Source organism: Pectobacterium araliae, from assembly GCF_037076465.1.
In the GTDB taxonomy this organism is placed as follows: domain Bacteria; phylum Pseudomonadota; class Gammaproteobacteria; order Enterobacterales; family Enterobacteriaceae; genus Pectobacterium; species Pectobacterium araliae.
Genome location: NZ_AP028908.1, coordinates 4,509,855 through 4,523,111, shown reverse-complemented (window position 1 = coordinate 4,523,111; position 13,257 = coordinate 4,509,855). Strand labels below are relative to the sequence as shown.

Sequence of the window (13,257 nt, the reverse complement as noted above, 5' to 3'; positions counted from 1 at the left end):
GCAGTGCCGCCCGATTCGCTGCCGTCAGGTAGGCATGGTGTCCGTTTCGGTTTTCTTGCCGGTCGGCGGCGGCCCGAATTGGTTCCAGCGGTTAAGGCTCGGCGTCAGCAAGGGGAGCAGCAGAAATAGCGGTATGAGTAGGGTGAGGAAACTCATCACCCACGGCGTACTGGAACCGATATCGTTATAGCGTCGACGCGTTGCACTCAGCAGATTGAGCACGATGATCACCATCAGTAGCCCTTCAATAGATGCCGGTGGCGACCCGATCCAGTCACTTGCGCGATAGAGAAAATAGCTTCCCAACCCGGCCTGCATCAGAAAACCGAGACGGCCGATGCGAGCGTTCGTGCGCCAAAGTTGCCACCAATAGCTCTTTTTAGCCTGTGATGCCTGGAACTGACGTTCGCGCCGATCGGCACATTGCAACAGCACTTTCGACACCAATCTCAGCGTAACGTCTTCGTGCGGATAGGACAGATGCTCGGTTAGAAATTCCTGATCGCTGTTATCGAATAAGGACGTGTCATCCTTCGCACTGCTCTGAATCAGCTTGCCGATGAGCGTGACCCGTTTGTCGTCGGAGAGCTGTTTTAGCTGTTTCTCCAGTTCGTCCGACCCTTCGGTAAAGGCGGTACGGATCGCCTCTTCCTGCTCCGTTTCTACGGGAATAGTTGCAAGCTGCTCAAGGTGTTTCTCGGCCTGTCCTTCCTCTCCCATAAGGGCATAAAACGCGTGAAAAAAGATCTGGTAGATGATGGGGGATTTCGCCAGCTCCGCCTGCCAGTGCTTATCGGTAAGATAAAAATGGCTGGCCGCGGACTCGCTGTAAATCTCCCCACTACTGAGATATTCCTCGATAGCGACGGGGAAGTTCATCCAGCAGTGATAGTGCAAAGGATCGGTGAGATCGAGCTGTTTTTTCAACGGCGTAATCGCATCGCCATCACGGCATTCTGCCTTGCGAAAAAGCCGAGAGAGTGAATGCGCAGGGTGGGTTAAGGCCAGCTCGGGCAGCACTGACTGACGCGGTAAACCTAGGCAAGATTCTGGATCGGTCATCATTAATGCGATCAGAATAGCCTGTCTCAGTTCCGCTTTAGCGCTGAGATCCTGCGGTTTCTCCACTCCTTGCGGCACCAGAGACACATCGCACTGGTAGCGTGCAGACAGCTCGACCAGACAATCATTGATCGGATCGATTTCTTCCGTGTGTATGCCGCTGCTATACAGCTTATTAAGCTGATTTAGCGACAGCGGACGCCATTGTCGCAGCCAGGTTTTCGCTTGTAGCCAGGCGGACGATTTCTGGTTAGTGAACACGTTGGGCAACGCATCTTCTGACGGCGAATACAGCCATTCCGTGAAGGCGTGAATCGCACCGGAGGTGTCTAGCCAGGATAAGCGCTGTGCCGCCTGAAACTGCAATCCCTGTAAGATCAACGCATACAGCGGTTCCTCGGGCAACGGCTGCGCCAGAATATCCTGCAACAGGCGCTCATTCCCCACGGTTAACATGCTGGCATGCCAATACAGGCGATCCTGTATTGCGTCCCCGCTGTGTAGCAACAGGTGCTGATAGATGTCCTTCAGCTCCTGTTTTCCCAGCTTCCAACGAGCGTAGATTGCTGCCATGGGCGACAGCGGCAGTTTCAGCGCTTCTCCCCAGCGAATCATCATTTGCGTGTTGTGCTGCGAAATGAAGAACTGCTGGCGTGGATCGTCCAGCGCTAACCCTGTCAGATCTGGCGCTGGCGTCGCGTTGAACGACTGAATCAGTAAGGGAAGGGCATTCGGCTGGTGCTGTTTACACCAGTCGATAAGCCATTGTTCCGCCTGCGCATGATGGGTTTGTTGATAAAGCGTCAGCCACAGCGTGAAGGCCTGCTCGTTCTCTCTGGTAAGCGAACAGAGGCTGGCGCTGAGTTCGAGCCATTCCGCGTCGTTCGGGGTCGCATCCAACTGTTGCAGACAGTAATCGCGCAGAATGGCGTTGGGCACACCGGCGTGGCTGTGCCAGCGCGCGAGCTTTTGCATCAGCACTGGGCTGTCAGGCCAATAAATCGCGGTCGGGGTGCGCAGCAACGTACTCAACATCAATGCGGGTCGATTCCAGTACGTCCCATTCGCCTGTTGAAAATAGAAGATGGTTTCCAACTGTGCGGGCAGGTTTAGGTGCGATAGCAGGGAAAAATCAAACAGATCCTCATAGCCGAGCGAGTCGAGGAAGTGGCGGACATCTTCCACCCCGTCGCCGGACAGCTCCCCTTGCCGCTGCTGCCAGCGCAGGCGTTCGGCCAGCACGCGAACACAGAGGATTGAGATGCAAGACTCGCGCATCAGTCGCTGAAGCAGCAGCCAGCGAATGCGATCGATCACCTCAAAAGCCTGCTGATTCAACAACTGAATGTAGCGTTCCCAATACAGTGGAACGAAGCGCTCTTCTGGATTGTTTAACAGCAACTCAAACGTGTTAACCAGCACTTCTATCTGGGGATCGGCCTGCTCGGTGGAGTCACTCTCGGTTGCCGAGGAGGCATTTTGTGATTCGGCAGGGGTCTGCTCTTCTTCATCCAACAGTACGGGATTTTTCGCCAGCTTACAGGCGGTATCGTACGCCTCGCGCAGTTGTTTAAAGCCCTCGGGATCGATTTCCGGGTGAAACTGCGGCACTTTTTGACGATAAGCTTGGCGGATAACATCCAGATCCTGAGTCGGTTCAATGCCTAGTCGCTGCCAGCACAGTGTGTCCATTATATTTCCGCTTCTGGTAAGGACTCGGGCTTATCCATTTCTATCGGATCAACATCCCAGTCGAGGTCATGAATTGGGCAGTCTGGATGGGTATAGAGCGTGCCGATCTGGTCAATGTAGTCAGGAATCTGGCTACAGTTGCTGAAAATGTAGCGCTGGCATTCTGGATCTTCCTCATCCGAGCCGAGCCAGTAGGTGCGGCCGATCAGGAACGCGGCGTAATAATTTTCCCAACTGCGATAATAGTAACGCGCTCTGTCGGCCAGCCGAGTGTGAATCCACAGGTTCTCTTTCTCGCTAATCCAGCCGTTGAGTAAGCCGACGCGGCTCAGGAAACTCATGCGCCCCAGATCCCAGGCGCGTATCCCGCCTTCACCGCATAATGCTGCCGTTTCGGCTACTAGTGCGAGCTTACCCTGTGCTTCTTCCGATTGATTGGCACAATGTTGCTGCCATTCGGATGCCGTCAGGTGGTGCCAAAGGTGATAGTCATACGCCAGACGCTCGGCGTGGCCGCCGTCTGTCATATTGTTAATCATTGAGATCAGCCCCTCGCGGGAGGTAATACCCCAACTGTTGCTCAGACTGATAGTTTCACCGGGCTCATAAAAGGTCGGATCGCAGAAGCGGGCGCCGTACTTGATATTGAGTGCGACCATCGGGGCGGAAAGCGCCATCAGCCAGCGCTGATATTCAGGTTCCATCAGAATAACGTCTCATTCCATCATGGTTAGCCTGCGATCGTACTTTATGTACCTGAATATCGGTAGCTTTCAATCGAATAAAAAACATCTATATTGCGCAATTTACTGATTTAAGGCGATAAAAATGGCTGGTTTGCGGGGCGGCTCGCAGGGTGAGGCGTTGTTTCGGTATTGAGGGGATATTTTCCGCCGCAGACGGTTATACTGTCGGTTAATCGACGTTATTTATGAAAACTTCACCGGAAAGCAAGCATGCTAAGTTACCGCCACAGTTTCCATGCCGGCAATCACGCCGACGTGCTGAAACACACCGTTCAGAGCCTGATCATCACTGCCCTGAAGGAGAAAGAAAAACCTTTCCTGTATCTGGATACCCATGCGGGTGCTGGCCGCTATCAGCTCAGCGGCGAACACGCCGAGCGTACAGGCGAATATCTGGATGGTATTGCGAAAATCTGGCAGCGTGACGACATTCCGGCTGAACTCGAACCCTACATGCAGGCCGTGCACACCTATAACCACAATGAGCGGCTGCGCTATTACCCCGGCTCCCCGCTGATTGCCCGCCAGCTGCTGCGTGAACAGGACAAGCTCCACCTGACCGAACTGCACCCCAGCGATTTTCCGCTGCTGCGCAATGAATTTCAGAAAGATGCGCGTACCAAAGTGCTGCGTGACGATGGTTATCAGCAGTTAAAATCACAGCTTCCGCCGCTTTCCCGTCGTGGTTTCATTCTGATCGACCCGCCGTATGAGCTGAAAACGGACTATCAGGCTGTGGTGAAAGGCATTCAGGAAGGACATAAACGCTTTGGCACAGGCGTATTTGCGCTGTGGTATCCGGTGGTGTTGCGTCAGCACATCAAACGCATGCTGAAAGAACTGGAAGCCACGGGCATTCGCAACATTCTGCAAATTGAACTGGCGGTGTTGCCGGACAGCGATCGCTACGGCATGACGGCGTCTGGCATGATTGTGATTAACCCACCGTGGAAGCTGGCGGCGCAGATGAAGAGTGTGCTGCCGTGGCTGCATAGCGTGCTGGTACCGGAAGGCACCGGGCATACGCTGGTGGAACAAATCGTACCGGAGTAATACGCGCGGTTGCGCTGAGCGATGCGGTCGGTTTTTCCTATCGCAACCATAGGCATAACCTGTATTCGGCATATGGCTCTGGCGTTACACTCTAGGCAAATTTTATTCACTTAAGCATGGATACACTGATGACCAAACACTATGACTACCTTGCTATTGGTGGCGGCAGCGGCGGTATTGCGTCTATCAACCGCGCAGCGATGTATGGACAAAAATGTGCGTTGATCGAAGCGAAATATCTGGGTGGCACCTGCGTCAATGTCGGCTGTGTGCCGAAGAAAGTGATGTGGCATGCGGCGCAGATTGCCGAAGCGATCCATCAGTATGGGCCGGATTACGGGTTCGATACCACGGTAAACCAGTTTAACTGGGGCACGCTGGTTAAGAACCGTAGCGCCTACATCGATCGCATTCACCAGTCGTACGACAACGTGCTGGGTAAGAATAAGGTCGATGTTATCCACGGTTTTGCCCGCTTTGTCGATGCGCACACGGTGGAAGTGAACGGCGAGAAAATTACGGCTGACCATATCCTGATTGCGACGGGCGGTCGTCCGGTTCACCCTGACATTCCCGGTGCGGAATACGGCATTGATTCCGACGGTTTCTTTGAGTTGGATGCGCTGCCGAAGCGCACCGCGATTGTCGGTGCTGGTTATATCGCGGTGGAGATTGCTGGGGTGCTGAATGGGTTGGGCTCTGAAACCCACCTGTTTGTGCGTAAACACGCACCGCTGCGCAGCTTTGATCCGCTGATTGTCGATACGCTGGTGGAAGTGATGAACACCGAAGGGCCGACGTTGCATACCGAGTCGATCCCGACAGCGATTGTGAAGAATGCCGATGGCAGCCTGACGCTGGAGCTGGAAAACGGTCAATCACAAACCGTTGATTGCCTGATTTGGGCGATTGGCCGTGAACCGGCGACGGATAACCTGAACCTGAGCGTCACCGGTGTGGAACTGAACGACAAGGGCTACATCAACGTCGATAAATTCCAGAATACCAACGTTTCTGGCATTTACGCGGTGGGCGATAACACTGGCGCTGTTGAGCTAACGCCAGTCGCTGTCGCGGCGGGGCGTCGTCTGTCCGAACGTCTGTTTAACAACAAGCCGGACGAGCATCTGGATTACAGCAACATCCCGACCGTCGTCTTCAGCCACCCGCCGATTGGCACGGTCGGGCTGACCGAGCCGCAGGCGCGTGAACAGTACGGCGACGATCAGGTGAAAGTGTATAAATCTGCCTTCACGGCGATGTACACCGCCGTGACGCAGCACCGCCAGCCGTGCCGCATGAAGCTGGTCTGCGTGGGCAAAGAAGAAAAAATCGTCGGCATCCACGGCATCGGTTTTGGTATGGACGAAATGCTGCAAGGTTTCGCCGTTGCTGTCAAAATGGGCGCAACCAAGAAAGACTTCGACAACACCGTCGCTATCCACCCGACTGCGTCGGAAGAGTTTGTGACGATGCGGTGATACTGCACCACGTTCACGGCTTTACTCATGACACCCAGAGCCAGAATGCGTGATCGCATTCTGGCTTTTGATTATTCGTGATAGGCGTGCGCGCACGTTTGTCCTCCCGACATCATCTTTTGGTTTGGTGATGATAGAAAAGCCAGCCGCAGCAAGATAAAAAACACAGCGATAAGAGTAGTGCCGTGCTAATCAACGCTTGTTCGCCATAGTGTGCGGCGACCAGTGGGACAAGCAGGGCGCTGAGACCATATCCCAGTGTATGGCTGGTTGCGATCATCCCTGCGCCTTTGCCGGTGGTCAGGTGGTCGTTAAGCAGCAATTGGTAGCCCGGAGTCGCCATCGCTGAACCAAACGAGGCAAGCGCGATCCCGCAATATAATGCCACCAGCGTAGAGATGGTCATCATGAGCAACCCGGTGACCATCAACAGTGCTGCCAGACACAATAGCGGCATTGGACTAAGACGCTGAGGGCGGACAAGAAGAAATTGCGCGAGCAGCGTGCTCGCCGCGGCGGTACTCAATAGCAGCGCGATGTGATGGCTGACCTGGTTGACCGCATCTGGATACAGTGGCGTTAAGTGAGGAGCTAACCCAAGTTGCATCATGCTGATACTTGCCGCAAGAAGCAGCGCCAACAGTAAAAATGGCAACATGCCGATGCGTAAGTGAGCCGATTGGCTGGGGATTGGCGGCATTGGTGGGTCGTTGGGTTGTCGTACCATCAACATGAGCGCCACGAGTGGCGCAAACACCATCAACCAGAGCGGAGCTTGAGGGCTCACTCCTAGCGAGAGGGCGGCAATCGGCGGCCCCAGCAAACGCCCACAGCTTAGCCCTGAACTGATGGTCGCCAGAGCAGCCATACGCTTCTCCATCCCTGCACGTTGCATAGCCCAGGTTTGTGCCGCGGGGACTAAGCCGGACACGCTCAAACCATAGATCATGCGGGAAGCAATCAGTCCAATGACGCCCCAGTCAGTCCCCACTCGCTCTTCCGCCATTCCCCAAACGACGAATGCCATAAGGCAAAAGCTGACAAGACACCCGATAAGCGCTGAGAGCACCACGCGTTTACAGCCTTGTATTTCCGCCTGTCTTCCCCACCACGGGGAGCTCGGTAGAAACAGTATCGAACCAAACATCAGCAGTCCTGCCCAAACCGAGAGCGACAATCCGGTCATCGCGACTAACTGTGGCAGCACAACCAATAATCCATTTTGTCCTAAGCCCAATAAACCAGCACACAATGCCAGTGGCCAGATGGGCTTCGGTGCATTTTCATACTGCGTCTTCTTGAGAGAGTCATACATACTTAAGAAATAGTTACGTTATAAAGTGTAAGGTCTTTGTGAATTATTATAATTAATATCGCTAAAAAAGTTGCCATGGTAAAGATAATGAATAATATAACGATAACTATTCTCATCTATAAGGTGAAATATTTCCATGAAAACTCTGTCCAACACTATTGGTACAGACGTCGCCGCGCAGTGTTTTTTAAATGCACTATTACGAGAAACCCATGACTGGCGGCTTATTTCGGGGCGATCGCCGACTGAACCCGCGTGTATTCACCTTCCAGTGAGTCAGTCCCAAGCTATCCGGCTGACACTGCGTTATTTCTCCCCGACTCAACATCATCAGTACATTTTCCCAGCCCACTTGATTGATGCCTATAGCGATCAGGAAACGAGCATTGCGTTTTCTCGCGTGGTTGAACTGGTTCTATCGAAGCCAATAGTGAAGCGTAATTTAAGTGATGGCGTCGTCGCGCGTTTTGCCGAGCGAGTCAAAGAGAGCCATTCACATACCTGGCAAGCGATCGGTGTTCGCCATGACTGGGCGGATTTACGTAGACGGCCGCTGAACTTTGCGGATGCGGAGCAGGCGCTGCTTGTCGGACATGCTTTTCATCCGGCACCGAAATCACATGAGCCGTTTAATCATGCGGAAGCCCGGCGCTATCTGCCTGATTTTGCTCCGCGCTTTCCTCTGCGCTGGCTTGCGGTAGACCCCGCCTTTATTGCGGGGGAAAGCCTCAAAAATAGCGTAAGAGAAAGGCTGTTGCATTTTGCCGCCCAGAGCGCCCCTGAGTTGCTGAAGCATTTTACGGATACCCGCTGGTTAGTGCCGATGCACCCGTGGCAAGCCGATTACCTGCTAACACAGAATTGGTATCAGACATTGATCGAACGTGGTGCGATTGACGATTTGGGTGAAGCTGGGGCTCGCTGGCTGCCTACCAGCTCCTCTCGCTCTCTGTATAGCGAGAGTAATAGCGACATGATCAAATTTTCATTGAGCGTGCGCCTGACAAACTCTGTGCGCACGCTTTCCGTGAAAGAAGTGAAACGGGGTATGCGTCTGGCGGCTTTGGCACAAACGCCACGCTGGCAGGCGTTGCAAATGCGCCATCCCACAATGCGAGTGATGCAGGAAGATGGCTGGATTGGGCTGCGTGACGATGATGGTCAGATTCAGGAAGAGAGCCTGATGGCGTTGCGGGTCAATCTGCTTTTCTCCACGCCTCAGACGCAGACCAATGTACTGGTTAGCCTGACTCAGGCCGCGCCCGATGGTGGAGACAGTCTGTTGGCGGCGGCGGTACGTCGTTTAAGCCAGCGTCTAGAACTGACTGTGGCGCAGGCCGCCAGATGTTGGGTTCAGGCCTATTGTGATCATGTGCTCTTGCCATTGTTCTGTCTTGAGGCTGATGAGGGGCTGGTTCTGCTCGCGCATCAGCAAAATATTCTGGTGGAAATGCACGAAGATTTGCCCGTTGGGTTGATCTATCGCGACTGCCAAGGCAGCGGTTTTACCGAAGGTGCTGCGGACTGGTTAGCAGAAAGTGGTGAACAGGAGGCGGAGAACCGTTTTAGTGATACGCAACTGTTGCGCTATTTCCCTTATTACCTGCTGGTGAACTCCACGTTAGCCGTGACAGCCGCGCTCGGGGCTGCGGGATTCGAGCGTGAAGAAAACCTGATGGCGCTGGTTCGCGACGCGCTGGCACAACTGCGCGCGCAAGTGAAGCAGACGCGTTGCCTCGATTATGTCCTCGATAACCCCAACTGGAACTGTAAAGGCAACTTTTTCTGCTATTTGCACGACCACAACGAAAACACGATTGCAGATCCATCAGTGATTTACTTCGATTTCAGTAACCCGTTTTACAAGGAGAAGGCGTGATGCCGCACGCGAGTATTGTTCATGACGGTTATGGGTTTGGTTGTACGCAGCAAGATATTGTCCTGCCGTTAACATTGGGACTGGATGGCAGCGCGGTGTTAGATCGCCTTGAGAACTTGCCATCGGGCTGGCTGGTTGAAGCGTTAGATCAGCTATTTGTTGCGGCCCCTCAGTTAACGGGTATTACGCTACCCTGGGCGCGTTGGTGCGATGAACCACAGGCACAGGCGCTTTTTGCGCAGGTACAAAGTGACTATCTGTCACGTGAGACATTCTGGCAATTGCCATTATGGATGAGTGGTGAACGGCCTGCTTCCCGTTGCGATATGCAATTTGATGATACGCGCCAACTCTACTTTCCGGTGCGTCCGCCACGTCCCCACGGTGAGGTCTATCGCCGCTATGATGCACAACTTAAGCGGGTGCTGAGTTTCCGTCTGGTCGATCTGCACGAGGATGTGGAGCGGTTTACTCAGTGGATGAACACCCCCCGCGTGAATGCGTTCTGGGAAATGGCGGGCCCGCGTGAGGAGCAGGAGAATTACCTGCGTCGCCAACTGGATTCCTCCTATTGCTATCCACTTATCGGCTGCTTTGACGATCAGCCTTTCGGTTATTTTGAAATTTATTGGGCGGCGGAAGACCGTATCGGACGGCACTATCGCTGGCAACCCTTTGACCGCGGTATGCATATGCTGGTCGGCGAAGAGTCATGGCGTGGAGCACCTTATATCCGTAGTTGGCTCCGTGGGCTCAGTCATTACCTCTGGTTGGATGAACCACGTACTACCCGTCTGGTTGCGGAACCCCGGTTTGATAACCAGCGGCTGTTCCGCCATTTGCCTGTGGCTGGCTTTGAAACCCTTAAAGAGTTTGATTTTCCTCATAAACGCTCGCGTTTGGTGATGAGTTCACGCGATCGTTTCTTCAGGGAGGTTGGGTTATGAGCCGCGCGCGATGGGAACGCGTTAATCGTGAGATGGTGGCTAAAATTCTCGCGGAGCTGGAGTATGAACGCGTGCTGGAAGCGCATGAGACCGACGCGGGGAGTTGGTCCATGTTACTCGGGGATGAACGGTGGCATTTTTCTGCCAGACGAGGCATATGGGGATGGCTGCACATTGATGTGAATACCTTGCAGCATCATTGTGGTCACGCTGTTGACGCCGAAATCGTGCTGCGCCAGTTGGCTCAGGTACTGAAGATGAGCGATGCACAAACGGCGGAACATCTTGAAGACCTCTATGCGACGCTGCGCGGTGATTTACAGCTGCTAACGGCACGTCAAAGTATGGATGCTGATGCACTGATCTCGCTCGATCCCGATGAGTTGCAATGCCTATTGTCTGGTCATCCAAAGTTTATCTTTAACAAAGGGCGTCGTGGCTGGGGGCTGGACGCATTACGGCGGTATGCACCGGAATATCGTGGGCGTTTCCGGCTGTATTGGGTGGCTGTGCGTCGTGAATGTCTGGTGTGGTGCAACGATGAAGACGGTGACATCCACACGTTGCTTGCCAGTGCCTTGGATGGTCAGGAGCGTGAACGCTTCGCCGAATGCTGGCAGACGCAGCAACTGGATGATCAGTGGCTGCCTGTTCCTTTGCATCCGTGGCAATGGCAACAAAAAATTGCGTTGCATTTCCTGCCACAGTTGGCGTGCGGCGACATCGTTGAACTGGGCGAGTTTGGTGATGAATATCTGGCCCAGCAATCGTTACGCACGCTCACGAATGTGAGCCGTTGTTCGCCGTTTGATATCAAACTCCCGCTTACGATCTATAACACGTCTTGTTACCGCGGTATTCCCGGCAAATACATCGCGGCGGGGCCGTTGGCGTCACGCTGGTTACAGCAACAGTTTGCGCAAGATGCCACCTTGCGAAAATCGGGGGCGCAAATTTTGGGTGAGCCAGCGGCTGGCTACCTTTCTCATTCCGGCTACGCCGCGCTGCCACAAGCCCCTTATCGCTATCAGGAAATGTTCGGTGTTATCTGGCGTGAAAACCCGTCTCGTTATCTTCAGGAAGGGGAGCAGGCGATACTCATGGCGGCGCTGATGGAGACAGATAATCACGGCCGCCCCTTGATTGATGCCTGGATCCGTCGTTCAGGGATCGGGGCTACGGCTTGGCTTGAGAAACTGTTTTCCGTCGTCATCATTCCGTTTTACCACCTGATGTGTCGTTACGGCGTGGCGCTGATCGCTCATGGTCAAAATGTCACGTTGGTGATGAAGGATGCAGTACCGCAGCGCATCTTCCTCAAAGATTTTCAGGGAGATATGCGTTTAGTCGATCGGGATTTCCCTGAAATGGCATCGCTGCCGGAGTCCGTGAAAGCGGTGACGGCCCGTCTGAGTGCTGATTACCTGATCCATGACTTACAAACGGGTCACTTTGTGACGGTGCTGCGTTTTATTTCACGTCTGACAATCCAGTGTGGCGTGAGTGAATGGCGTTTTTATCAGATTCTGGCTGATGTCCTGCAACGCTACATGGCACAGCACCCTGAGATGGCTGAGCGTTTTGCTCTTTTCGATCTGTTTAAGCCGCAAATTATCCGCGTTGTTCTTAACCCAGTGAAGCTCACCTTCTCTGAGCATGACGGCGGCAGCCGTATGCTGCCGAATTACTTAACCGACCTTGATAACCCGCTCTATTTCGTTACCACGGAGTCCGCAGAATGAAAACGTATGATTTCATCGGCATTGGTATTGGCCCGTTTAATCTGAGTATTGCTGCGCTTGCAGAAGGCCTGGAGGGTTTTAGCACCCTGTTTCTTGAGCATAAACCGCACTTTTCCTGGCATCCCGGCATGATGGTGCCGGACTGCTACATGCAGACCAGTTTTTTGAAAGATCTGGTCAGCGCGGTTGACCCAACGAGTCGATACAGTTTTATCAACTACTTAGTGCAGCGTAAAAAATTCTACCGCTTTTTAACCACGGAACAGCGCACAGTCTCGCGTGAAGAGTTTGCTGACTATTTATGTTGGGCGGCGGGCGCGTTAAGTAATTTGTCCTTTAACCAACGCGTCGAGCAGGTGGTCTATGACGATAACGCGGGGTTATTTGAGGTCAGCACGTCACGTGACCGCTATCGTGCGCGGCATGTTTGCTTGGGGATTGGTAAACAGATCAATCTGCCGGATTGTGTGCGTGAACAGAATGAGCATTGTTTTCATGCCAGTGAAATGATGCAACGTACACCTTCATTACAAGGTAAGCGCGTCACGATTGTAGGGGGAGGACAAAGTGGGGCTGACCTGTTCCTGAATATTTTCCGTGGTGAATGGGGTCAGCCAGCGGCGCTGAACTGGGTTTCGCGGCGGAATAATTTCAATGCCTTGGATGAAGCGGCATTCGCCAATGAATATTTTACGCCGGAGTATCTGGAGAGTTTTTCTACTCTTGATGAAAATGCGCGCCATCAGATGCTGGCCGAGCAGAAAATGACCTCTGACGGCATTACTACGGAGTCACTGTTAGCCATCTACCGTGCGATGTATCACCGTTTTGAAGTCCTGTGCGAGACACCGTGGGCGCATCTTTTTCCTTCCCGTTCAGTCACGTATATCACGCTTGGTGAAAGTGGCCAGCGTTTGACGTTGCATCATCATCTTGATGAAGGGGAAGAGGCGCTGGATACCGATATCGTTATTTTTGCCACGGGATATCGGGCTGCTCATCCTGCATTTTTGGCACCGCTGGCGCACCGTTTGCATATGGATGAAGACGAAGCGTTTAAAGTGAATACCGATTTCACACTGGCATGGGATGGCCCTGCGACTAACCGTCTTTTTGCTGTGAATGCTGGAATGCACAGTCTCGGGATTGCAGAACCTCAGATGAGCCTGATGGCTTGGCGTGCGGCACGTATCCTCAATTGCGCTCACCCCGATGAACCTTTTGAACTGGCGACCACGCCGGGTGTTATCCACTGGCGTAGTGAGGAAAAAGGCGACGCCAGAAAATCGCTATCCCCTGTAAAAACGACTGAATACTAATCTCATCGAGGAAGAGAAAAG

9 protein-coding genes are annotated in these 13,257 nt (G+C 53.4%); 6 read left to right on the top strand and 3 right to left on the bottom strand.

The genetic code is table 11. From position 1 onward, the window contains the following. Positions 1–24: 24 nt before the first annotated feature. Both AACH44_RS20515 and AACH44_RS20510 read right to left on the bottom strand, forming a co-directional pair. Positions 25–2,754, bottom strand: coding sequence for a J domain-containing protein (locus AACH44_RS20515; RefSeq protein ID WP_261849366.1), 2,730 nt, complete (start codon positions 2,752–2,754; stop codon positions 25–27). After that, entirely contained in the window at positions 2,754–3,458 is a 705-nt protein-coding gene (locus AACH44_RS20510; RefSeq protein WP_261849365.1) for a DUF1266 domain-containing protein, read from the bottom strand. The genes AACH44_RS20515 and AACH44_RS20510 overlap by 1 nt, the downstream gene beginning before the upstream one ends. A gap of 252 nt (positions 3,459–3,710) precedes the next feature. On the opposite strand from AACH44_RS20510, the gene AACH44_RS20505 reads away from it, so the two are divergent. Both AACH44_RS20505 and gorA read left to right on the top strand, forming a co-directional pair. Then, positions 3,711–4,553, top strand: coding sequence for a 23S rRNA (adenine(2030)-N(6))-methyltransferase RlmJ (locus AACH44_RS20505; protein WP_261849364.1), 843 nt, complete (start codon positions 3,711–3,713; stop codon positions 4,551–4,553). Between the two features lie 128 nt (positions 4,554–4,681). Continuing rightward, a complete protein-coding gene (gene gorA / locus AACH44_RS20500) occupies positions 4,682–6,034 on the top strand; it encodes a glutathione-disulfide reductase (protein WP_116586321.1) in 1,353 nt (450 codons plus the stop codon). Between the two features lie 112 nt (positions 6,035–6,146). On the opposite strand, the gene AACH44_RS20495 is transcribed toward gorA, so the two are convergent. Next, complete coding sequence (locus tag AACH44_RS20495; protein ID WP_261849363.1) at positions 6,147–7,349, bottom strand: MFS transporter; 1,203 nt, start codon at positions 7,347–7,349, stop codon at positions 6,147–6,149. 136 nt (positions 7,350–7,485) lie between these two features. Here AACH44_RS20495 and AACH44_RS20490 point away from each other — a divergent pair, with 136 nt between their 5' ends. The 4 genes from AACH44_RS20490 to AACH44_RS20475 are packed head-to-tail and all read left to right on the top strand — an operon-like array spanning position 7,486 to position 13,236. Further along, the gene (locus tag AACH44_RS20490; RefSeq protein WP_261849362.1) at positions 7,486–9,228 is read left to right on the top strand and encodes an IucA/IucC family protein; all 1,743 of its coding nucleotides are present in this window, start codon (positions 7,486–7,488) and stop codon (positions 9,226–9,228) included. Beyond that, positions 9,228–10,175 carry a GNAT family N-acetyltransferase gene (locus tag AACH44_RS20485; RefSeq protein WP_261849388.1) on the top strand — a complete coding sequence of 316 codons (948 nt, stop codon included), beginning with the start codon at positions 9,228–9,230 and terminating at the stop codon, positions 10,173–10,175. Before AACH44_RS20490 ends, AACH44_RS20485 begins: the two co-directional genes overlap by 1 nt. After that, on the top strand, positions 10,172–11,917 hold the full coding sequence (gene iucC / locus AACH44_RS20480) for an aerobactin synthase IucC (protein ID WP_261849361.1): 1,746 nt from the start codon (positions 10,172–10,174) through the stop codon (positions 11,915–11,917). The genes AACH44_RS20485 and iucC overlap by 4 nt, the downstream gene beginning before the upstream one ends. After that, positions 11,914–13,236 carry a lysine N(6)-hydroxylase/L-ornithine N(5)-oxygenase family protein gene (locus AACH44_RS20475; protein ID WP_261849360.1) on the top strand — a complete coding sequence of 441 codons (1,323 nt, stop codon included), beginning with the start codon at positions 11,914–11,916 and terminating at the stop codon, positions 13,234–13,236. The genes iucC and AACH44_RS20475 overlap by 4 nt, the downstream gene beginning before the upstream one ends. Positions 13,237–13,257: the final 21 nt, after the last annotated feature.

What these genes read in the sequence shown, in the direction of transcription:
- AACH44_RS20515 (WP_261849366.1), bottom strand. Translation starts at nt 2,754, where the DNA reads ATGGACACACTGTGCTGGCAGCGACTAGGCATTGAACCGACTCAGGAT.
- AACH44_RS20510 (WP_261849365.1), bottom strand. Translation starts at nt 3,458, where the DNA reads ATGGAACCTGAATATCAGCGCTGGCTGATGGCGCTTTCCGCCCCGATG.
- AACH44_RS20505 (WP_261849364.1), top strand. Translation starts at nt 3,711, where the DNA reads ATGCTAAGTTACCGCCACAGTTTCCATGCCGGCAATCACGCCGACGTG.
- gorA (WP_116586321.1), top strand. Translation starts at nt 4,682, where the DNA reads ATGACCAAACACTATGACTACCTTGCTATTGGTGGCGGCAGCGGCGGT.
- AACH44_RS20495 (WP_261849363.1), bottom strand. Translation starts at nt 7,349, where the DNA reads ATGTATGACTCTCTCAAGAAGACGCAGTATGAAAATGCACCGAAGCCC.
- AACH44_RS20490 (WP_261849362.1), top strand. Translation starts at nt 7,486, where the DNA reads ATGAAAACTCTGTCCAACACTATTGGTACAGACGTCGCCGCGCAGTGT.
- AACH44_RS20485 (WP_261849388.1), top strand. Translation starts at nt 9,228, where the DNA reads ATGCCGCACGCGAGTATTGTTCATGACGGTTATGGGTTTGGTTGTACG.
- iucC (WP_261849361.1), top strand. Translation starts at nt 10,172, where the DNA reads ATGAGCCGCGCGCGATGGGAACGCGTTAATCGTGAGATGGTGGCTAAA.
- AACH44_RS20475 (WP_261849360.1), top strand. Translation starts at nt 11,914, where the DNA reads ATGAAAACGTATGATTTCATCGGCATTGGTATTGGCCCGTTTAATCTG.